The organism is Bacillus cereus group sp. N24, assembly GCF_016483345.1.
GTDB lineage: Bacteria > Bacillota > Bacilli > Bacillales > Bacillaceae_G > Bacillus_A > Bacillus_A toyonensis.
Map to the genome: position 1 here is coordinate 1 of NZ_JAEHCA010000044.1, position 23,331 is coordinate 23,331.

Sequence of the window (23,331 nt, forward strand, 5' to 3'; positions counted from 1 at the left end):
ATGGTTATAATCCTGACCATTGGCTCTTAATAGGTTTGCTACCATATCTTTTTCTTTTTTTAATTCCCTCTGTGTAATCGCCACTATATCACCACCTCGTATATTATGTTTAATTACTTTTTGTCGGACATATTTAATCTATATTTTCTTGGACGTCCGAGGATATTCCTAGATAATGAAAGTAAGGATCATTTGGGACAATTCCTTCACCACCTGTAGATATAACTACAAGGAAAGACTGTTTCCCAGTGTTCGCTTTATGCTTCCTACTCACAGGCTGTTCCCCTTACTTCAAACCTAGCTGTTAGTAGCGCTAGGGCGGCTTTTGGAGTAAGAATAAGTTCTTATACACGAGGATGTTGGTCAGCGATCACACTAGGGATATCCCCAGACGTCCAAGAAAGTTTCCAGTGATTCTAAAAGAAAGGAGGAGTTTTCTCATGAAATTATTTGTAGGTTTAGATGTGAGCTCTCAAGATGCGAAAATTTGTTTTTTAAATGGTGAAGGGGATTGTTTACAATCATTCACTATTACAAATGATTTACCTGGCGCTTTGATTTTAAAGAAAAAAATTCTAGACACAGCTTCTAAATCCAATTGTAAAATCATTAAGATTGGATTAGAATCTACATCAATTTATAGCTACCACCCAGCCATGTTCCTTCATAATGACAAGGAACTTAGAACCTACGGTTCTCAGGTATTTATGATTAATCCAAAACAAATTTCAAATTTTAAAAAAAGCTATCCGGAAATGGATAAAACCGATACAATTGATGCATTTGTCATTGCAGACTATGTTCGTTTTGGTCGCCATACGATGTCTATTGTAAAAGAAGAACAATATATGGCCTTACAACAATTAACTCGTTCTCGCTATCAACTCGTACATGCCTTGACGAAAGAAAAACAACATTTTCTTCAACACCTAGGATTGAAATGCAGCCAATTTACTCAAGACGTTGAATCCTCTGTATTCGGAAATGCCATGATGGAATTATTTCTAGAACGATTTAGTTTAGAAGAAATGGCTCAAATGCCTTTACAAGAGCTCGTTTTTTTCCTTCAGGAAAAAGGAAAAAAGCGTTTTGGTAATCCAGAAGACGTAGCGAAATCCATCCAAAAAGCTGTTAAAGGTTCGTATAGATTAAGCAAAGTCGTAGAAGATTCTATTGATCTCTTACTAAGCACCTCTATTCAGATTATGCGCACCTATCAAGCTCAAATTAAGGAGATTGAGAAAGGTATAGAAAGTTTGATGTCAACGTTACCGCAAACCCTTGACAGTATTCCTGGTGTAGGTCCTGTATTCGCGGCAGGTATTGTCGCTGAGATTGGTCAAATTGACCGCTTTGCCGATGAAACACGTATCGCAAAATATGCAGGCCTCTTCTGGAAAAAATACCAGTCTGGTCGCTTTACTGCAGAAAATACATCCTTAACAAAATCAGGAAATCCGTACTTACGTTATTACCTAGTTGAAGCCGCCAACTCCGTAAGACGTCATGTACCTGAATATCGTGATTATTATACGAAAAAGTCTGCAGAAGTGCCTAAACATAAGCACAAACGTGCCCTCGTCTTAACTGCAAGAAAATTTGTGCGTTTGGTTGATGCGCTACTACGCAATAACCAAATTTACGCGCCTGGAAGGGGCGTTGATAGATGATATCTAGCGACATTTTCCCTTCCCTTTAAATACCATTAATTTACAATTAGTTGATGGTCTAGTTTCCTATTGCCTTTTTTAAGCTGTAATACTAGATTTAATAGTTCAAGTACTAAAATACCTACTTGACATCACACCACAGGTCTTTCAATGATTATGTGATTACTTCTGATATTGTTCTTTGCATTTTTGGACAAAATAGGTAACTTCTTTTTCAAGTTCGGACTCTTTAAACTTAGAAAAATCAATATCTTTTTTCAGTTTTCCTTTTTCATAATAAGCGAGAGAATCCCTTCGTTGTGATAAGCCCCAATCATGAGGATTACTGGAACCTGGAATGTCCTCACGATTTTCATTCAATCCTCTTACTTGAATCTTTTCCTTTTCAGCTATATTCTTTACAAGAAAAATCCAATCATTACTATGCCTCATATTAGAATTCAACATAACAAAACCTGTTCCATCCTCACTCATGAACTTCTTCATTTCTAACGGACTAAGTTCCATTACTTCCCCTTTTCCCGAGCTAAAGACAAATGTTGAACCAATACCAATTGCAATTAACAGTCCAACAACAGCGGAAATGATCAACCCTTTACGACTCATGTATGTTCCTCCCTATATCAAATTTTTACAAGCGATTTTGAAGTGTGATGAGACACATTTAAACTTAAACATCTGTCTTTATTTCATAACATTTATAAGAAATAAGTGTATAAAACGGAAATATCATTTATGGCTGGAATGACGAACCCTGTATTGGCATGCGTATAGAGACTAATCCCGACCTAGCTTCTATATGCCCAATACCGCACTACGTATTTTGGCGTGAACGTAGAACCTTATGTATCTACTGTTGTGATGTTCCTCGCTTCTTTAGAATGTCAAAATGGGTTATTCCTCACGAGTACTGACACAAACAGGTCTTTGATACAATGCATTTCCCAGTGGTCACAGATGAGTTTTACGATCTTACTCACCCAACGATAATCGTATACCTACCCCCTCTAGTGACCTTTCGAAGGGAAGCACGCATATATATTGAAAGCCGTATATCATCCTTCTACATCATTACGGAAAGGAAAAGATACGCAATATATATATTCAAATTTTCAAAGAGCAACTTGTTTTGTGCTATATTCTCAGCACACTTCAAAATCGCTTTTTTTATTTACACTTTTGTTTTACAGCTACTAATTCCGCATGTTTATTTTTTCGTTTAGCAATTAAGTTTTGATGCTCATCTCTTACCGAGCGCACTTGATAATAAATTTGAGCTACCTTTTCGATGCTTCCTGTGCTATTTTCAATTGCGATGGTACCTTTCAGTTCGTATGTTTTTCCATCAAAAGTTTTAACACTGTGAGCTTGTGATGCGGCAATATCATAAAATGTGAGTCTTTTTTCTTTTCCCATATGAACGCCTCCTATTTTGATAAAGAAGGGAGAAAAACGCTTCTCCCTTGTCTAGTTTTCTAGCCATCTAGATAGGACGAAATAGTGAACGAGTGCTTCATATCATGCTAGGATTGTTGTGTTATACGAGGTTATAATGCGTTGTGCTGCCTCTTTTCCGTATATGTGCTGTAATGCGGATTGAGATTCAACTACAATTGAATGCTGAATGTGGTATGTTGCGCTTTCTTTTAAAAACTGCTCCATATGAGGGATTGGGTACAAATCATATTGATGAAATACCAGGTGAATCGGTCTTATATTCTTGCATTCTGTTAGATATTGAAGAAAATTTGATAATGCTTCCCCTCTCTCTTGATACGTACTCGTTTCCGTTTCTACACTGATGTACACAACGGATTTTTGTTTTAGATCCATTTGTAGTGTTTCATAACCAGTTAGTAAATCATGTTTGATGATTTGATATCCTTGTTTTCGTTTTTCTTGATGAGTATCTTCATAAAAGTTGCCTTTCGGATCAAAAATGAAAATAAAATCATCTGTTGTTTCTTTCACACCTTCTATGACTGATTTATACGCCCCAAAACGAGCTTTTATCACGCCTGCGACCTTTTCCCTTTCATTCAGCTCTTTCAACACTCTAATCAACTTTGTATACTTCTTAGCTACACCTAACATACGTTGCACTCCTTCCTATTTCATTTTCCACTAATAACTAGTACTGAAACCCAAGATACTCTCTCTGTTTCTCTAATTTTTCATATTGTTCTTGCTGCTCATCTAAAATTCGTAAAAGTGTACTGATTGTGCCTTGCCTTGTTTCTTTTGCTGATAAGGCTAATACGCTAAACATTTGATAGGCCGGATGATCTTTCTTCAATAACTCACTTAACTCCAAAAGATAGGGATCTTTTTCTTTTGCTTGTTGTACAAATTCCCTAACCTTTTCTAAATCTAAATAATAGAAATCTCCATGTCGTTGATTTAAGTACAAAATAATTCCTGCTAGTAAGTTCGTAGCGGATTCTATCCAGAAATCATACCGTTCTTTCAGCTTGATTACAGTTTGAGCGATTGAAATACCTTGTATAAGTTCTTTAGAAAGCCAAGCATTCTTGCACCGCATCACGGCTTCCCCAAGTTTCCCTAATTTTTTTATTTTACCGACGTAGATTTCTGACATCTCATATCATCTCCCTCTCGGTTTCTTATATCTTGCTCTCTATCCAAAAAATAACTGTCCAAATGGGAATGACGAGTAAACATGCATTCCGACATCCAATAACGAGGCCTAACGGATTTTCAGCTACATCACTAAAATGAGGTTCATATTCTTTTATATCACGATTGAGCTTTCGTACGGATTCTAACTGCAAATACGGCTCCAATTAAGCCAAGTACAACACATGCAAGACTGATCCATTTTAAGTAAGGATTTTCGGCTTTTCCGCCTGTTGTTGGAAGATAAATTCCAATTTTCTTTGGTGTTTGTTGTGGTTGTGGTTGTGGTTTTATAACAATCTGTAGTGGTTTCTCTAGTGTGGAATGACAGGTTTTCCGGTTACTTTTGGTTGTTCCGGTACCTGTGGTTGCGACGCTTCTGATTGCTTCGGTTTTTATGATTGTTCTGATTGTGGTGTCTCTGGTGTAGTTCGTGTCGGTTTCTTCTAATCCTTTACCATGTACTTAATAAATCGACCCACTTCTTTAATTTTAAAAGAGAGTATTTCCTCCTTCCGTAATATCCGTCTGGTGCGGATGTTTCTTTATATGTCTACTATCCATATGGAAGCTTCAGAGTTCAGAAGTTTATTGTTGTCGGAAATAGGAGGTTTAATGCTACAAGGAGCGCAGTTATTGTAATGAGTAACATTTGACTTGAACGTTTCAACATGACTAACAGCTTCCTCATATGATATGCAATTTATAAAGTTAGCCAAAAACTAAATTTTCAGTTTTATCAACTTAAAAAATTAATTATGTTACCCCTTTTCTGTATTGTTCATTTACAATATAGATGTATAATTATTGTTTAATGAGTAAATGAAATTTGTTTTATTCTAATCTTGCACGATAGTACGTAGCAAAAAACAGTTTTTCAATTGGCTCATTGAAAATATCAGCAAGAACTTTTGCCCTATTTTCAATAACTCCTTTGGTACCAGTTTCAATGTGATACAGAGTTTTCATGGGTATTTCAGAAGCATCCGACAGCTCTTGAATTGATAACCCTTTTGATTCTCTAATATTGCGTATAATAGTCAATTTCTCACCCCCTTACTCACATTCTATTCTCCTTAAAGTAGAATGTCAATCCCTTGGGGATACTTTTCTATCCTTAAGGTGAATTTAATTCACCTTAAGAAGTTAATTAATATCCTAAAGGTGAAAATATCGATTGGAGTGAACTAGATGATACAGAATTATTTCGGGGAAAATGTTAGAATTCTAAGAACACTTAAAGGATTAAATATGAAGGAACTTGGTGCTGTTTTAGGAGTCGCTAGTAGTACTATTTCCAACTGGGAAAATAACAGGAAAGAGCCAAGTTTTGAAATGCTCCAAAAGATTTCCATTTATTTCAATGTAAGTACTGATCGACTCCTAAATCATAAAATTGGTGATAGTGAAGCTCTTACAACTGAAGATCGAAAATTAATTGTAGAACGTTTAGCACAAGATTTGTATGAAAGTTATAAAAGCATTCCTGATAAAGATAAACCATTATTAGAAAATGAGTTAATTGAGTATGCAAAATACTTAACGCACAGAATTGAGACTAAAAATAAATTAAAACATAGCTGAAAGGCATTATTTTTCTTGAAAACTTCCAATTAACAGTAATAATTCACGATAAGTTTCTAAAATATTATTATCCTGGTTAATCATTTCATTAAACCACTCTTGATTAAGATTCATCTTGTAAACCTCCCGTATTTTGCACAAATTGTATGTGTTAGTGGCACGAAATTTTTACGCTTTTTAATAATGAGCCACCATTATAAAGTACGAAAGACGCTACTTTTTAGTAGCGTCTTTCTTGCTTAAACGGCTTAACCACCACCGGGGTCGACCATCCTTTGCATAACATATTTATTTGTATCTTGCGCTTTTGCATGTTGTGAATCTGGTGTTTCTAATTGAAAAAACGATGTCAATAACATTACGGTATATAACGTAACCGCTAAAAATTTATTCACTTGACTTCACCTCTTCTTTTAATAGGTCTTTCTTGACGTATTGCGAATAAAAAATATTACCTGTTAATTCAAAAGATTCTAACGATTCCTTTAATCCTATTATATCATTATTTACTTTTGAAAACGAATACTGCTGGAAAGCCGTGAATTTTTTACCATCCTTTCTCAGATCTTCATATAGTTTAGTTCCTTTTTCCCAATCACCATGCATACATTCAAAAAAAGCCTTCTCAGACGAATGAATAAGATCAAATCTTATCTCATCTAAATTAATACCATTTTCTATATACAAATGCGCTAGTGTGGTATGAAACGCTAAATACTTTTGTGTTTTTTGTGGAACTTGAATACTTTCACAAAGAGAAATGGCTTTCTTAATGTACTTCTCAGCCGTAGATGGACATTCAAACGTAAAACTTTCTCCTAAACAGCACCAAGCTGTAGCCTTGATAATGGAAATATCCAATTCAGAGTCTAAAATTTCATAACATGTATTGCGGCATCTTTCTAAGTCATTTCTCATTAAATATATATAAGCCATTCGCTCTTTATATTTCATCTGCATGCATCTCTTAACGTACTCTTGTTTCACTTCTTTTAAAATAACATTGGTACGATCAGCATAAGGAATAACCGCATTATAATTTTGCTTATCGTACATTGCTTCCATATATAAGATATTTAAAGCTGCTTGACACACTGTATCTGAAGAGAAATCTTTAGTATACATCTCATCCAGAAGTTGCTGACCTCTTGCTATATTTTGATTTCTTTTATTCTGTATTTTATAAACTGTTATGTACTTCTTTAATCCCTTTGTATCAGCATGCTTTTCTATAATATCCGTTATTACTTTGTATTCTCCCATTGCTTGGCAATAGCATAATGCTTTTTGTACATTTAATGGTGTTTTACAAAGAAGAATATATTCATGAATGATTTTTCTTTGCTCTTCCAAATTATCACAAATGACTTGAACTAATTTTAAGAAAACCTCAAATTTAAACTCTTCTGTTTTACATTGAAGTCCGTTATCAATTGTTGTTTTACTTGTTCCAATTTCCTTTGCTAGTTGTCTACTACTGATTTTCTTTTCAGCTTTAATTTTCGACAATTTCCCCATTAAATTCTCCAATGTAAAGCCCCCTTCCAAGCACAAGACACATCACCCAATATAAATTATTAAAAAGACGTTTTAATCTATAGTGTAGTATTTTAGTATATTCTTGGAGGTTAATAATTAAATTTAATCATTGGGTAATCAAAACTTGTCATTATATTATCTGATATTTTTTCACAAATTTCATAATTAAAAATATTTTAACACGAAGACCTTATAGTTATGTGTAAAGTGCCCATTTTTAAAATTTTATATTTATTTATCCGAAAATTCGAAAAAATTATGAGGTATAAACATTTAAATACAGATATGTTTAAATGAATTAAAATGTTTTTTTACAGATGGGATAACAAAGGCTACTTAAGGGGATTGATATTATTTTAATAACAATATAAGATAGATAGAAAGATTGTATTTTGAAGAGAAAATGTTTTTTAAAAATATGTACACATAAAAAAAACCCCACTATACTCAGTTTTAAATTGGTCTCTAGTTTGGCGACATGAACCAATTTAAAACTCCTATAATAGCAAGGGTCTTATTTAACATTTTTTAATGTTCGCTTATGACTATAATTATAACATAAAGTGAATTTAATGTGAATAAGAACCTCTATTTTTCCATGTTTTTCTGTATGTGTTTAGTGGGAGAAATAGGAGGTTTTTTTGTGATTTTACAAATTTTTTTGCTCAGTCGAGCAAAAGCTGAATTAAGTCCACGTATCAAACACTTATCAAAGACTTCTGGAGCTATAAATCAAGCAATAAAGAAAATTACTACTTATATTGATACTATTGTCCTAGAATATGAGGGTGTTACCACTAAAGATTATCTTACCAAAAGAAAATATGAAGCCTTAGAGACTGTTTTATCTTATTTAGTACAAGAAGGCTATAGTCAAGTTAGGCAAGAACACATCAGCAAAAAATCAGGCATTTCAAAACCAGTCATTAACTACGTGTTGACATGGCTGCAAGATCTGGGCGTATGCCAACAAATTAAAGTGCGAAGACATGGTAAGATTGCCCCTTCAATTTACATATTAACCATACATAACAACTATTTAAAAATCATTGAATATTTTAAGATAAAATGGGCTTTAGCAATTGATGTGTGCTCTACTTTCACTAAATTTCTACGTGAAAAACTCTTTAAGAAAAATTTTGTAGCCAATCCTGAAAATCTAAAGAATGATATACAAGTCTCGTCTAATTCTTTAGATGTTTTCGACATAAATAAACAAGAAAAATCAGATAAGGATTGTGAATTAAAAGAAAAGCATAACAGATTACAAGATTTAGATGACTATCTAAGTGAGGATCAGAGAAAAGCTTATTACTACATTTTAAGCCAAGAACTAGATCATCTTAGTGAAAAAGATGCATATACAATTGCTTTAAGGATGCCACATTATATTGACCGCTATGCTAGATGGGATTTTGAAGAATGTGTGCAATGGTTCCAATACAATGAAGCTCAAAATAGCAATCCTGCACATTTTATAAAAATGTTTGGGCAAAAATCTAAACAAAACTGGGAACGAAGAAATCAAAACGCATTAGAAAAGAAATCACTGCATGGTTTAAATAAAAAAAGAGAATTTGTTTTCTATAATTTTTTAGAAGAGAGTAATTAAATTTAAAAAATCATACTAGTTTGTAGCCTTGCTAAAAAAATCAACCATAGCAAGGCTATTTGTCATATCCTCTTATAAACAGTCATAAACTTGCTATTTTTCGACACAAGAAACTTCAAAATACAAATCATCTTATAGGATTTGTATTTTGAAGTTCCAGGCAATCTACGTATACAGTTAACCATAATATATTTATAGTTAGCTCCTCTTTAACTATCAAATTAAACTTGAAATTTACTAAGAGAAAATGCTGAATAGCTTGCTAGAGTAAGTTTAAAAGCATCATTATTTATTCTAATGTTATTAATGGTTTTACTTTTTAAAACAAGATTTATTTAATATAGCATTCTGGAATTCTTTCTCTTTTGTCTAATTTTAGGGAATCCGATTCAACTTGCAAAATATATAAATGATTATGTAGATGCCTGTAATCAGCTTCCCTAAAATCTGATAAAATTCTATTCATTTCAAATGGAATCTATATGCCTCCCCCTTCCTCCCCCACTTCTAAAGAATATCACTAGCTATTGAATGCACTTTAAAAAGATCGACCATACTAAAAAAACATAAACTATTAAATATAACCTAGCAGCATTATTTTTGTTTAAGATTAAATACCTCTAATACTTTGTAGATTATGTAAAAGTTTAAAACACCTTATAAGCCATTTTGAGGAACAAAAATTTCATTAGAAGTATCTCTATTTCACATTGAGTATTATTATTTACTAGTAAAACGCTATTTAAACGCATAGCGTTCAATACATCCCTATTAATTTTCCTTATATTTCGAATTAAAAGAATATTAACTAGATACTAATTCTATTAATGAAAACTTTGATTCTTGCACATATATCTAGTAAAATTCTTATATTGGAAACAAACTTTTAATAATAAAATTTCAAGTAATTCTTTAGTTATTGTATTGTCTACTCAATATCTTTTTACTTCCAAAGGTGAACGTTATCAAAACGGATAACCTTTATAATTTAATTAACATTAATACTAGATATATAGACTAATCTAGCACACGAGTATCTACACTGAAAACATTTTAAAGGTAGTAACGCTTCTTACAGAGTGACCAATAAAGATTTTTATTATTAGAGGAATGATCCTTCTAATAAAGAAAGAATATCTAACACACAAATAATGGAGGTGTGAAGTTTGGAATATGGATATTTTGCACAAGAAGTAGCAAAGCAACTGGATATAAACACTAATACACTTCGTAGATGGTCAATTGAACTAGAAAAAATGGAATACATATTTGAAAGAAATGAACGTAACCAACGAATTTATTATGAAAATGATATAGATATTTTAAAACAAATGAAGGAATACCTAAATCAAAACTGGAAATTAGAAGAGGCCGCTACACGAAGCATGGAGACAATCGAAGAAAACGCTCCGAAAACGGATGGTGTTCAGGAAGAAAACGAAACTGAGGTAACACTTCAGAAACGTTCACAAACAGATATTTCAATAATTCAAGATAAGTTTTCCTATATGTTTAACCAGCAAGAAAAAATTGTACAACAAAACCAAGATATTATTAATTTATTATTACAAGAACGCTCAGAAAAAGAAGAAAAAGATTTACAAATCCAATTACTACAGGAAAAACTGGATAAAGCCATTCAATTATTAAATGAGGATCGCCAAGAACAACAAGATAACATTAAACAAACGTTCATTCAACGTTTGTTTAATCGAAAATAATTGGGCGATTTTCTTTTAAACACATTTCCCAAATAAAAAAAAGCGGTAATTACCGCTTTTTTTTATTTTTCAAATCACCTTCACAATGCTAAATATACATCATTAAAAAGAATCCCTCTTATATCTGTCTTTAATACCTATTTAACTTCAAAAGTAAAACGTATATTTACTAATATACATCTAATTAATACTCATTAAAAGTTCATACATATCACCTAAGTATAATAAAGAGAAAATCACTTAATTTCAATTAATAATATTATTAGTTGAAAAAGCCAAAAAAAACTGTCTTTTTCTCAACCTTTTCTTAATTCAAACATATCAAATTCATCTTAATTCTTTTAATATCAACGGATTAACGCACCATAAACGCCTAGCGTTCACGATAAATTTTAGTTTTTATATACTTCAATTCTATATAGTTATTCCTCAACTCAAATTTAAATTTAATTTTGTATAAAATTTAGAGTATTACTTTCAATTTTATTGCGTTTAAGGTACTTCCACCATTTCAACAATTAGAAGTATTTATATATTTCTTTGGCCTTACCTATGAATCTCAAAGATCCTCGGTATTAATTAATATCAATGTATTGATCGTTATTTTCAAAACCATCAAAATTCCAGCGATTTTTCGGAAAGCTTGGTTAGACGCTGTAACGCCCTGACTTTTTAATATTTTTATATTATAGAATTTAAGTAAGAATGCCTTAACCCCATAACACAACGGGTTTAACGGGTTATGAACGCATAGCGTTCACGTTCATTAGAACGTTAATTTACCACTTCACAAGCGTTCATTCTGTATTCGTTTTAATCTTGTTGTAATGAAATTATATATTGAATACTTAAATTACGTTTCTTTATTACGAATATAGAATGCTAGCTTATTTTAAATTTGTAGTTGCATTTAAAATAAAGCGTCCCTAAATTTCACAAACAAAACTTTCTAGATTCTCAACTTTCAGCTTTACCAGCAAATCTCTTATCATTATCTCTAAGCAATCTTAATACAAGTCGCATCCCTCTAAATAGATGAGCCCTCATAAACGTTGATATGAAAGGGATAGTCGCTACAAAAACGGATAGCGTTTACGTATTCTTAAACACCAAAATAACACTTTGATAACGTTTATGCCTTAGGGGGTTTAGTTACATTCTCTAAAACATCACATCCTCTTGAAAGTATTAAACTTTCAGATCCAACTAACTACTTTATTTACTAAAAAATGAATTCTAACTTAAATAATTAGGTTGGTTCATATACAAATTACTCGCTCTAATTAATGCTTTCATTATTACTTTTGGACACTATAACTTAAGCTGTCTATCAGTTATTACACTAAATCTAGAGGGTCATGCCGAATGTTATTATGTAAACTGGGAACTCACATTATTTACATGGATCAGAGAAATCAAAATATCCTAAATTAATATATTTAATAGCTTACATGTTCTTCTAAAATATTGAGAGATTATAGGGATGAGGGACTAATATAAGTTAATAAGATAGAAGAATATTGGCATATGTGCGCGCGAGAAAATGAGTTAAACATAAGTGTTCCAGATGCATGGATGTTTGGAGATGGTTCCAAGGAAATGAGAGATGAATTAAGAAGTTTAGATGTAAAAGGAATCAAAACAGAAATATACGCTGCACATTGTGTTTACGGGCTTGAAGGAGAAGAAATTCAAAAGTTTGGTCAGTTCGATATTGTATTGGCTGGAGACAATACTCGATTAGCAATTATAAAATATACAGAGATTGATTTTTTTAAAATGAATGAAGTAACAAGTGATTTTTCCAGATCTGAGGGTACAGGTGATTTAAGCTATGATTATTGGTATAGTGAGCGTGTTGAATTTCTCACTTGGGAATTAAGCCCGTATGGACTTACTTTTGCTCCAGACTTATTGCTAATTTCTCAAACGTTTAGGGTAATGGATGTTTTTGAACTACTCACCACTTAACGTCCTAACGGACTGTTTGAAGTGGGAGATTCCTGCGAACACCGATTATCCACCGGTTATCTTAGCAGGCTCTACCCGTAGTCCCTACGGTGAGAACATAAGTATCTTGTACGTTGACTCACCACATTCGCTACTTTAGCTTGGTTTTCGCAACTTCGGCAAGTGTGGGCGATAGAACGTTGAAGATTTTACGGTTGCAACGTTTTTCTGCAACCAACCTCACATCTTCAGTTTTCAAAGAGCAATCTGTACAAGTAAATGATGGCAAACATGTTGGCCTATCCCAACCGACATTCATCTCCCACCTAAAATTGGTGTTTCACACCTTCACATTTTTGAGGAAGGAGTCTTCTGTCGGAAAACGATAAAGATAGAGTATAAATTGAAATCCAAACATGCTTTATTCTAGCTATATATATACAAGGAACAGGCTGTAAAAATCCGATTTTACAGCCTGTTTTTAAACATCTATTTTATTTTTAAAACAACTTTATTATTCGTTAACAAAAACCTTACAAACGTTGTTATTAAAGGGATAAACGCCATAATAACGTATAGCGTTTATGTATTATTAAACACCAAATTAACACTTTGATAACGTTTGTCTGTTAGTGGATTTTATACATCCTCGAAAACTTCAAATTCTCTTAAGTAGATTATAATTTAAACTATTGATTTTAACTTTAATTCCTAAGAATATCTTAAAGGAATTCATTCAACTCATATAGAAAACTTCTCCAAGGTTTATATAAATGCCTTACAAAAGATACAATTAACTATAAAAACAATCAATCTAGCAAACGAACTGAACTTATTTCTAATAAATATAAAATAAATATCTATTTTATATTTATTTTATATAGAAACCTAATTAATCAACCGTTAAATATAAAAAGAATTCATTTAAACATTAATTTTATATTTAAATTATATCTAATCGATATTTAATTAAGGTTAATCCCGTCCAAAACCTTGTAATTACTCTATTTTTAAGGTATAATATATTTATTAAATATAAATAAAAAATAAATTTTATAGAGGTGATGTATAATGAAGAATTCAAAAGGAAAAACTCTTCATATAGACATTGAAGGCGATATTGGGAACGATTCTTTTAAAGGTTACATTAATGGTGAATACATAAAAATGAAAAACGTATATCAAAGCGTTTACTCAATGCCAAATGTAACAGAAACAAACACTCAAAAAAATGTGATTAATCTAGTAGACAATATGTTTGTAAATATTGCTAGTAAATCAATTAGAAGATCTGGTATGTACTTTATTGGTAATCGAGCGATGCTGACAGGGAAGAACCCAAAAAACATGAACATTAAAGTAGGTCAAAAATATAACGATGATTTGCCGTTAATTAATATGCTAGGACTAATTGCAAATAAATCCGTTCAGCTTGAGTGGGAAAGAACTGAACAACTACCACAATCAATTAATGTGACTGTTGATCTTATTTCAGCTATTCCAGCAAGCCAATGGACACCAGTAAATGCAAAACACCTAGAGCAACGTTTTACTAATTCAAATCATGTTGTAGTTGTTTATGTAGGGGAAGAACAAGTAACAGTCAGCTTAACATTCAACAGTGCAAACATTACCCAGGAAGGCGTTCCTCCTTTATATGCAATCCTTGAAGGCGAAGAAGATATGTTTAGTGACTTTATTAAACTATATAAAGACAAACTTGAGGTAGAGACAGTTGAAAAATCCTTCTTTAAGAACAAAAAAATCTTACATAGCGACATTGGTGATGGAACAACTGAGTATATATACACAGTTGGTGTAAATCCAGTCATTGATGCTTGTAGTGGAGAAAGACGTGGAGTTGGGCACGCTACAGAAGAAGCTGTTAAGCTATTAAACCAAGAACGTGGAACAAACATTAAACGCCAACAATTCTCACAAATCCTTCAAGATCCAGATCATAAATACTATGAAGAAGCAACTGGGTACTTTAATATTACAAAAGTAGAACAAGCTGAACTTATCTTAGAAGATACAAGTGAAAAGTATGTAAGCAATACCGCCAGTGAAGCTGAAATTTTATGTGTATACGGTGGGGGAAGTGTTACTTTTAAAGATGAGTTATATAATCAACTATTAGAGTATTGTGAGCAAGTTGGTATGTACTTATTATGGATACCAGAAAAATATGCTGTAGATATGAATGCTAGAGGGATGCAAGTAATCAAGAAGATTCTTACTCGAAAAAAGGTGAGATAATATGGCTGACAAGAAAAGAGAATCTTTCTTTTGGAATCTCAAAAAAATTGAGAATGAAGAGTTCTTTAAATGGTTTGAATCTCAAGGGAATATAGCAGATTCATTATATAAACTTGTCTGTTACTTTATTGATAAACATGGTTTACAAGATGTTGGTGATTATAAGATTCAACAACAAATGCAAAGAGAGATCTTACTTCAAGATAAAGATTTTTTAAATGAGGTTAAACGGGTCCTATTGAATGATTCAAAACTCATTATCAAAAATGATGATCAAAACATCCATAATGAGATTAAATCTTCTAATGAAGTAATTGGAACTTCTGAAGAGAAGCCCGATAATGAAGATGAAAAAAAAGAAGACGTTTCTAAATCTGAAACAAATGTTTTGAATGATGAATATGATGATCTTGATACGGCAAGTTTATTTGGTAATTAGTATGTAAATACTCTAAAAAAAGAGTCCTAGAAATAGGACTCTTTTTTTAGGTTTAATTTTCAACTTACATTTTATCAATGATTAACTGTCGTTTATACCATTGATTTAATTTGCTTCTCGCCGTACTAGAGAGACGTTTTGTTTTTTTATTATAAAATCTAGAAAGAGTAGGCTGCGATATACCTATCTCAATTGAAAGTTCTCGCATAGTTATATTCTTTTTCATATGCACAAACTCTATTTTTTCTCTAATTACTTGTTCATTTTCAGTTGTATCTAATGGTTTTTCTACAATTTTTATTGGCTGATTTTCCTCATGTATTGTATCAATTGTTTTCTTTTTTGCTAAGTTTTCCATTGAACTAATTAGTTCTTTTGGCGGCAATATTACTATTCCTAACTGTAAATAATAGTTTTTAAACCAATTCTTTTTTGTTAGTTTTTCTTCTTCTAAACCATTATCATATTCCCAATGAGAAATTACCTCTTCTTTTTCTAGATCCATAAGAACATTTTCTAATTGTTCGCGAATACGATTCGGTTTTTGTTTCTGGTTTATCCCCATAACTGCTAACAAACCTTTATCTCCACCTATGGAATAAGGTCTTTGTAAACTAGAAAACATTTGACGTATTCTCCATTGCCATGTCAAATATCGAATTAACCTTTTATGATATTTATGTCTATAACTATTATATTCAAGTGCCTTTTTTGATAATAATGCGGTAGTACTATTAGATCCATATAAATATCCAGATAAGAAACTTCCTGGTTTGATTCGGCACGATTCTATTCCCATGTATTCGTTTGTGTTTTTATCTCTCCATAAAACTACAGAATCTAATACGAATAGTCTTTTAATTACCTCACGTTTTACTTCATAATGCTTACCTGTTTCAGCACGATCATTTAATACGACTACTTCATTGTCATCATTTAGATATATAAAAATACTTGCTAGGGCCGCAATCCGCTTCGCTACTTTAATTTTATCTTCTACCCTGTAGTATTCAACACCATTTGCCTTAGCCTTTGAAATACTGCACATCTCTAAAACTTGTTCATATGAAAAATCAATAAATTCATCGGGCGATTTTGCTTCATTCAACCATTGAATCGTGATGGTATCTAAACAATCTGCAGTTAAATCATCCATATTACTCATTACACCATCTACTAATGTATTCCATCTTGCTGCCTCTTCAATATTCGTTAATTTTAGATCTTCATCTTTATGAGAGGAAAGCTGTGCCACTCCATTACTATCCTTTGTTTCAATAGGATATGATTTTAACAGTGTATTTTCATCTTCTTCAAATTGATTTTTAGCTATTCCATCCCTTAACTTATAATATACTGCGGAGTTATTCACTTCTAAATAATTTTCATTCAATGTGCTTGCATTTGATTCACTTGTTGCTGTATGCACTTTATTACTAGCTGTCTGATTTTTACGAAACTCTTGTTCAATAAAGACACCTATTGTCTCATCAATGATTAATCTATATTCATCAATATTTCTATATATATCTAGAGGAGAAATACCTTTTCTTTGTTGTTGCTCTAGCCACTGTACGAGCATTGAAAATGATGGAGAAAGGTATTCTGAAGTCACAATTTTACTTTTATCTGCTTCAACCTCAACATAATAAGACACCCATTTTTGCCACAATTGCTCATCTTTTTTATACAATTGTTCCGTTATTGATAGTGCATCTCTAAACAATTGTAGAACGTCATCCATATAAATTCTGCTCCTTATATACATTTAGTTATTCTTAATCTGAACTTGAAAATAATTAGCTATATGATGTTCCTTTTTATAAAAACTAGAAATGAAGTCAGAATATTCCCGTTCCTATTTCGTTGTTAACATGTTAAAGGCTCTAGTTTGCATACTTATAGCCCGCTCTGTAACTGATTATACAAGACTCAATCAATTTGTAAAATCCAAAGGGATAAAACGGGGCATCTTTTTTCAAAACGATTAAATTTTATTTTTGCTTTCTCTAATAAAACCTCAAAAATGTTAATATATGTTATGTATAGTTAAAATTCACTTTATAAAAAGGGGGAATATTATGACTGATACAAATGAACCTTCAGGAGTCAATTTTAAAAAAGATGTGAAGTTTTCTATTATAATACCTGCTCACAATGAAGAAAAGTACATTAGGAAATGTTTAGATTCAATTGCAAAGGCATCAGAAGCATATAAAGATCAAATTGAGGTCATAGTTGTTTTAAATCGTTGTACAGATAAAACAGAGGAAATAGCAAAATCTTATAATTGTATTACATTAAAAAATAACGATAAAAATTTGTCTAAAATCCGAAATGCAGGGGCTAAAATAGCTAGTGGAGAAATAATCATTACTATAGATGCTGATACTCAAATGGCAGAGTCTATGTTATCTAATGTAGATAAATATTTAGCTTCAGGTAAATACATTGGTGGTGGGGTAACTGGGAAGATTGAAAGAATATCTTTAGGAATATTCTTTTCCGCAATTTTAATAATAATCCCCTTACTTTTTAAGTATGGAGCTATATCTGTCGGGATTTTTTGGTGCTATAAAAAAGACTTTATGGAAATCAACGGATTTAATGAAAACATGCTTATGGCAGAAGATGCAGATTTCGCTAAACGGTTAAAAGTGTGGGGAAAGCAAAATAATAAGAAATTCGGTACAATTAAAAATGGAATGATCACTTCATGCAGAAGATTTGATACATATGGAGACTGGGCTTTACTTAAAAATCCAAAAGTAATCTTAGCCTATCTAAAAGGAAATGATAAAAAATACGCAGATAAAACATATTATGATAACCAGGAAAGATAACCGTGAGAATCCCTAAACAAATCATCATTAAATTAACTAATAAACAGGATTGATAAAATTCAATACAGAAAATATAGGTAGAAAATTCAGGACAACTTTTATATTATATAACGCACTAACACCATACATTTTCATGGCAAAGGAATGCAAGTATAATAATCTATACTGCATTCCTTTATTGTAATTGTATGTCCACTATATTTTTATTCTTCCTTTTCTAAAGTTAAAAAACTAATATCCAAATTTCTTGTTTTTCACCTCTTTCTGGATCCGCTCCATTGTAATAAAAACTCTTCATTAAGTGTCTAAGCTATTAGCTATCCCTCCTAAACAATAATAATTTTTAAAATAGTAATCCCAAATGTTAAAAAAAATTAAATCTTTACAAGAGAAAACAACTTGGATAAAAACAGGTCGTTTTCTTTTATAAGGAAGAACAAAGAAAGAGTGGAAAAGCAATACACAAACGTGAAAATCACACGGAGTAACCGATAAAAAGTGAATATTCTGACAAATTAATCGCTAAGGGTTTTCGTTTACTCTTTCTTTGTTGTTATGAGTTTAACATTATAAATAACATAAATCAACAAAAAAATAACAAAATTCTTATATTTTCGACATTTTATTCACCTTGCTCTAATTTCACCTTAAAAACATAGTTACTCTAGCTTGAAAATAAAGTTTAATCGTTTTATGCCTAATATTCAAAAGGGGAACTACGCTTAACAAGTCTTGTTTAGTGCTTTTATTTTTCGATTACTTCGAACATCCCAAACTCATGAACATGAAAATTTATAGTCATATCATGTCCCTTTTTTACAAAACATGAAACAAAAATAACATTATGTGTCTCTTTCTTACTAACTCGAAATTTTTTTCTAATATTGCTTAAACCTTGATATATAAGCTTTTCTATTACAGCAATACTATTAGTTATGAAAATTTACAGCTATATGATGTCCCTTTTTTTTTAGATAAAAAGCCCATAAACCCTTTCGCATTAAGGATTAACACGTTTCTAACTCTATTTTCATGTATTTATGCAACATGAAAACATATAGCTATATGATGTTCCTTTTTTTAACCGAACATGAAAACTCACCTAGCTAATTCATGTCCCTTTTTCAATTGGAAAATTACAGATAAATCCCATCAACATCACTATTTAAAGAGTTTTTCTTATTTAACTCATAATTATAAACATGAAAATTTATAGCCATATCATGTCCCTTTTTCCTTTTGAAAAACTAATATAACTGTTGATTTAATCATACTTATACAGGTTTTTTTCTATTTTTCATCTTTTCTACTAATATGAAAATCTATAGCCATATCATGTCCATAAAAAAAAATGAAAGATTCCTGAAACCCCTTGGTACACAAGGGATTAAAGGCCGTTTCATCTTTTCATTTTTTCTCTTAAAGGGACGCATTTCATCAAATTTCGATTTGGTATAATCAAAATTGATATATTTTATAGTTTTTGGTATTTATTTCAAGATTTATAGGTAGGAGGTGAAAAAGATGGGAAAATCATTTATTATTCGTAATCAACGTAGTCTAAATGGACAATCCACAAATGCAGTTTTAGTAACACTGAAGTCTTGGCAAAAACTTGTTGAAACTTTCGAAGAGAAATACTACAGCTATAAAGATACATACCTTGAGGATATTGTTGATCATATGACATACGAAGAGCGTATTGCCGATGTGGATGGCTTCGTTGCACAGGCTAAACCATCTTTTTCACGTCGTACACTATCTGCTATTTCGGAAACAATGGGAAGAAAGCATAAATTATATGGCATTACAAACGCAGATCTGGAAGTCTTCTTATATCTACATAAAAAATGTTACACAAATGGAGTCATTCCAAATGTAACAATACATATGATGTGGGAAGATTACAAACTATATAAAGAAGAATTTGCTTACATACAGCATTCTCAATTCTATATTGCGTTAAAGAAATTAAGTATACATAACATTATTTCGATCGAAAATGAATTAGATGGCCGATATACAATTAAATTAACTCATTTTATGAATGAAGAAACTGAAAAGGCCAATGCATATGTTTATATTAGCCCAGTGGTATTTACAAAAGCTTTCTTTGAGTTATCAATTGCATCTAAGAAACTATTCTTAGATATGGCAATGCAACAGCACAGTGAAACTACACTAAAACGTTCCTTAGACAAACAAGATGAAAGAGGCAATAGAACTCATTTTGGTGGGATGTACCGCTTCTTACATAAAAAATACCCACATCAGATACGTGCGGTTATAACAGAGTTAACAACTGCATTACCATGTACAGGGACTCCACTATTTAAAATTTGTAAATTACAAAAAGGAGTTAAGAATAAAAAAAGATATACAACTCTATATCTATCCTTACATACCGATTTCTTATGTACAAAAGAAATCGGAGAAGTACAGTATCGTGATCCATTCACACCAAAGCTTACTTATGCTCGTAAAGCTCGTTTTATCGAATCCGTACTACAAGAGATGAGTATTGGAGAATTTACACAAGACATGAACAAATTTATTCATGTGCTAAAACATACATGCAATCGACAAATTCGAAGTGTAATCCATAGCTTACGTGACATGATAGATCGTCATGAAGAATATCCAAGCAAGTTAGTATATACACTGAAGAAATTATTAAATCAAACATCACAATATAAAATTCTTGATACAGCTGCTAAAGAAGGTATCTATCCGCTTATTACACAGCATGTTCCAAAAGAACAAAAAGAACAAGCTGTATTTGATTTCGGATTGCATTTCTCTATGTACTCTCTGCGAAACATCAAAAAATTGTTCCGCAAAACGTATGAATTACTAAACTCTAAATTTGCTATACCTGTTACAGAGGAATCGTATCACCGCAACTATCTAAAGTATCAAGAAGAAACGTTGTTTAGAAAGTACGCCTATGAACAAGGTACAAACCTCAACGCTTATATGGCTTTAGAAATTGAAATACGTGAACTCTTAAAAGCTAGAGGGCATAAAGAGCGTATTATTCCTAGTGATGTTCGTGAATTGTTCATTGAAAAGATAGATAGATTACCGAAAGAAAAGCTTCGTGTTATTGAAGTACCAGATAGCTTCAATTTAATTACATTTATGCGTGCCTTTGAAAAGTTAATACGCGCTGGTATCCAAGTAACAACAGCTGAGCAAGTACTGACAGCAATGAAAGCGAACTAATCATCATCAGCTCTCTATTTTTGAAAAAATTCAAGATAGAGGGCTATTCGTGTTGATCCTTTTATTTAAAAGAAATTTACTCCTTCTTCACAATAAGTAACTTTACTCGATTCTATTCATAATAGAGTCTTTTTTTATGCAATCATATACAAAAATAGTATGGTACTTATCTCAATTTCTACACATACCTTCATAAAAAGACGTTATGAGTTGTCTAAATACATTCAAATACCTACAAGAAATCATAAGAAATAAATTAAATTTCGTGGATAAGTAGATAAATAACACATAATGTGAGTAATTTAGTGCAATTATCATTGATATAAATAGCTTATACGCCTTCATCTATCAAAAATCATCAATATTCATGTGAATTATGTGCTAAATATGGATTATGTTGATTAATTAACACATAATGTGAATGTTTTGTGGGTAACTATAATCAAATTGTGGAGATTCCATGAATTCATATGAAATTTCACGATTGAATAAATATGTTTAATAATGTATTAATTTGTTTCATTTTTTATGTAGAAATACTAAATTTCATTTATGATTATTTGTAGTTTTTAGAGCTTATTATGGTTTGTTTTTCTGCTGTAAAATTCTACTATTTATGATTTTTTACGCTATGTAATGTTAAAAGGCTTTGTTACAGTAAGGATATACGTACATTTCTCAGTCCTATATAAGTTTTATCTTTATATTTTAAATATATATATAAGATATATATTTATATTAGATTTTATTAACTAATATTCATAAACGAACTGATATAGTATAACGATAAACAATGATTATAGAAAAACTAACCAAAATATAGCGTTCATAAAATACCATTATGTGTTCAAAAATAAATCTATAACTATCCTCACAGTTATTTTTTAAGGCTATAGCAACATGTCAGAGAATTTAAGATTCCTGTCAAACGTCATTCCTATTTTGGAATGACGTATTTTTTTAGGGACAAATTCGAAAACTCATATCATTATCATATGTATTTAGTGTATCTAGAATTCTATATGGATGGTGAAAACATATGAATCAATATCAAATACTGTATAGTACACCTTATTTGTATTCTTCTCGAACATTGAAACAAATGTACAAAGCGACTAACAATGAAGAAAACGTATGTGCTATACAAGAACACATGCAACGACATGAAGTATACCTGGACCGACAATACCGAGGGTATTATTATTTAAGTCAAAAAATCGAAGAGGATCTATATGGTGATGAACTGGCTGTCTCCTGGAATCAGCTATTAGATGAATATCAACTTTTTAAGGACGGTAAAGGGAATTTGTCCATTAAACCAAAAGGATGGGGTTAATATGACTATCATTGGAGAGCTAGGGATTGTGTATGGCATGACGGGAGCTTCAGTTTTAGGAATACAATTGCTGAAGAAGAAAGGTTTTTATCTTCCAGGTTGGTTGCTACGTGCGGGTCTTAAATGCTTACTAATTGGGAGCGTTTGGTACGTTCTAATGGATATTCTAGATGTGTTTCTACGCTAGCATTACATCTGGTAGTTGAAAATGATTATAATAGCGCATTTTAAACAGCTTTTTCTAAGCTTCCATACAGGCTCAACTACCTTAAGGAGGTATGGAGGGAATGTTGTCACTTTTATTAATCCCAGCAACTTTTATAACTGTAGCTTATTTTTACCAAAGTAATGGACCGAATGATAAGAAAAAAATTGCAACGTTTTTTGAAATTACAAAGGTTTGTGTTCAACATAAAGGTGAATTACAATATCCCATTTTTATAAAAGAAATTAAAGATGATATAAGTATGAATTATGTTTACAAGTTACCACTTGGTGTACCTAGTCAACTAATCC

The 23,331-nt window shown here is 31.6% G+C and carries 19 protein-coding genes and 2 pseudogenes; 12 read left to right on the forward strand and 9 right to left on the reverse strand.

Features of this window, described 5'->3' with window-relative positions; genetic code table 11:
• Nucleotides 1-133: 133 nt before the first annotated feature.
• Nucleotides 134-274 (reverse strand): hypothetical protein, encoded by a 141-nt coding sequence (locus tag JDS95_RS28775; RefSeq protein WP_014990590.1) that lies wholly within the window; start codon nucleotides 272-274, stop codon nucleotides 134-136.
• 166 nt (nucleotides 275-440) lie between these two features.
• On the opposite strand from JDS95_RS28775, the gene JDS95_RS28780 reads away from it, so the two are divergent.
• Nucleotides 441-1,670, forward strand: a complete 1,230-nt coding sequence (locus tag JDS95_RS28780) for an IS110 family RNA-guided transposase (RefSeq protein WP_000765657.1) — start codon at nucleotides 441-443, stop codon at nucleotides 1,668-1,670.
• Nucleotides 1,671-1,832: 162 nt separating this feature from the next.
• Here JDS95_RS28780 and JDS95_RS28785 read toward each other — a convergent pair whose 3' ends face one another.
• The 6 genes and pseudogenes from JDS95_RS28785 to JDS95_RS28805 form a co-directional block, all read right to left on the reverse strand.
• Nucleotides 1,833-2,276 (reverse strand): hypothetical protein, encoded by a 444-nt coding sequence (locus JDS95_RS28785; protein WP_199690961.1) that lies wholly within the window; start codon nucleotides 2,274-2,276, stop codon nucleotides 1,833-1,835.
• A 561-nt stretch (nucleotides 2,277-2,837) separates the two neighbouring features.
• Nucleotides 2,838-3,086: a hypothetical protein gene (locus JDS95_RS28790; protein WP_000514061.1), complete on the reverse strand. Its 249-nt coding sequence runs from the start codon at nucleotides 3,084-3,086 to the stop codon at nucleotides 2,838-2,840.
• Between the two features lie 102 nt (nucleotides 3,087-3,188).
• Nucleotides 3,189-3,764: a TraM recognition domain-containing protein gene (locus tag JDS95_RS28795; protein WP_085450827.1), complete on the reverse strand. Its 576-nt coding sequence runs from the start codon at nucleotides 3,762-3,764 to the stop codon at nucleotides 3,189-3,191.
• Between the two features lie 37 nt (nucleotides 3,765-3,801).
• Nucleotides 3,802-4,269, reverse strand: a complete 468-nt coding sequence (locus JDS95_RS28800) for a type IV secretory system conjugative DNA transfer family protein (RefSeq protein ID WP_199690962.1) — start codon at nucleotides 4,267-4,269, stop codon at nucleotides 3,802-3,804.
• 158 nt (nucleotides 4,270-4,427) lie between these two features.
• Nucleotides 4,428-4,860: pseudogene (locus JDS95_RS31410) on the reverse strand (adhesin); the annotation flags it as partial.
• Nucleotides 4,861-5,141: 281 nt separating this feature from the next.
• Nucleotides 5,142-5,351 (reverse strand): helix-turn-helix transcriptional regulator, encoded by a 210-nt coding sequence (locus tag JDS95_RS28805; protein WP_000152610.1) that lies wholly within the window; start codon nucleotides 5,349-5,351, stop codon nucleotides 5,142-5,144.
• A gap of 147 nt (nucleotides 5,352-5,498) precedes the next feature.
• Between JDS95_RS28805 and JDS95_RS28810 the strand changes: the two genes are divergently transcribed.
• Nucleotides 5,499-5,891 (forward strand): helix-turn-helix domain-containing protein, encoded by a 393-nt coding sequence (locus JDS95_RS28810; RefSeq protein WP_000615756.1) that lies wholly within the window; start codon nucleotides 5,499-5,501, stop codon nucleotides 5,889-5,891.
• A 387-nt stretch (nucleotides 5,892-6,278) separates the two neighbouring features.
• Here JDS95_RS28810 and JDS95_RS28820 read toward each other — a convergent pair whose 3' ends face one another.
• Nucleotides 6,279-7,409, reverse strand: a complete 1,131-nt coding sequence (locus JDS95_RS28820; protein WP_199690968.1) for an AimR family lysis-lysogeny pheromone receptor — start codon at nucleotides 7,407-7,409, stop codon at nucleotides 6,279-6,281.
• Nucleotides 7,410-8,073: 664 nt separating this feature from the next.
• On the opposite strand from JDS95_RS28820, the gene JDS95_RS28825 reads away from it, so the two are divergent.
• The 5 genes from JDS95_RS28825 to JDS95_RS28845 all read left to right on the forward strand — a co-directional run bounded on the left by JDS95_RS28825 (nucleotide 8,074) and on the right by JDS95_RS28845 (nucleotide 15,411).
• On the forward strand, nucleotides 8,074-9,042 hold the full coding sequence (locus JDS95_RS28825; RefSeq protein ID WP_199690963.1) for a Replicase RepFR55: 969 nt from the start codon (nucleotides 8,074-8,076) through the stop codon (nucleotides 9,040-9,042).
• 1,166 nt (nucleotides 9,043-10,208) lie between these two features.
• Nucleotides 10,209-10,763: a MerR family transcriptional regulator gene (locus tag JDS95_RS28830; protein WP_199690964.1), complete on the forward strand. Its 555-nt coding sequence runs from the start codon at nucleotides 10,209-10,211 to the stop codon at nucleotides 10,761-10,763.
• A gap of 1,527 nt (nucleotides 10,764-12,290) precedes the next feature.
• Entirely contained in the window at nucleotides 12,291-12,734 is a 444-nt protein-coding gene (locus JDS95_RS28835) for an ASCH domain-containing protein (RefSeq protein WP_242474204.1), read from the forward strand.
• A gap of 1,050 nt (nucleotides 12,735-13,784) precedes the next feature.
• A complete protein-coding gene (locus tag JDS95_RS28840; RefSeq protein ID WP_000798156.1) occupies nucleotides 13,785-14,972 on the forward strand; it encodes a ParM/StbA family protein in 1,188 nt (395 codons plus the stop codon).
• A gap of 1 nt (nucleotide 14,973) precedes the next feature.
• The gene (locus tag JDS95_RS28845) at nucleotides 14,974-15,411 is read left to right on the forward strand and encodes a hypothetical protein (RefSeq protein ID WP_000763937.1); all 438 of its coding nucleotides are present in this window, start codon (nucleotides 14,974-14,976) and stop codon (nucleotides 15,409-15,411) included.
• A gap of 64 nt (nucleotides 15,412-15,475) precedes the next feature.
• On the opposite strand, the gene JDS95_RS28850 is transcribed toward JDS95_RS28845, so the two are convergent.
• On the reverse strand, nucleotides 15,476-17,155 hold the full coding sequence (locus tag JDS95_RS28850) for a helix-turn-helix domain-containing protein (protein WP_199690965.1): 1,680 nt from the start codon (nucleotides 17,153-17,155) through the stop codon (nucleotides 15,476-15,478).
• 337 nt (nucleotides 17,156-17,492) lie between these two features.
• On the opposite strand from JDS95_RS28850, the gene JDS95_RS28855 reads away from it, so the two are divergent.
• The 5 genes and pseudogenes from JDS95_RS28855 to JDS95_RS28875 form a co-directional block, all read left to right on the forward strand.
• Nucleotides 17,493-18,254: a glycosyltransferase family 2 protein gene (locus JDS95_RS28855; RefSeq protein ID WP_199690966.1), complete on the forward strand. Its 762-nt coding sequence runs from the start codon at nucleotides 17,493-17,495 to the stop codon at nucleotides 18,252-18,254.
• 1,524 nt (nucleotides 18,255-19,778) lie between these two features.
• A complete protein-coding gene (locus JDS95_RS28860) occupies nucleotides 19,779-21,479 on the forward strand; it encodes a hypothetical protein (RefSeq protein WP_199690967.1) in 1,701 nt (566 codons plus the stop codon).
• Nucleotides 21,480-22,518: 1,039 nt separating this feature from the next.
• Entirely contained in the window at nucleotides 22,519-22,815 is a 297-nt protein-coding gene (locus JDS95_RS28865) for a hypothetical protein (protein ID WP_144467716.1), read from the forward strand.
• 1 nt (nucleotide 22,816) lies between these two features.
• The gene (locus tag JDS95_RS28870) at nucleotides 22,817-23,002 is read left to right on the forward strand and encodes a hypothetical protein (RefSeq protein ID WP_000152451.1); all 186 of its coding nucleotides are present in this window, start codon (nucleotides 22,817-22,819) and stop codon (nucleotides 23,000-23,002) included.
• Between the two features lie 100 nt (nucleotides 23,003-23,102).
• Nucleotides 23,103-23,331, forward strand: a pseudogene (locus tag JDS95_RS28875) (FtsK/SpoIIIE domain-containing protein); the annotation flags it as partial.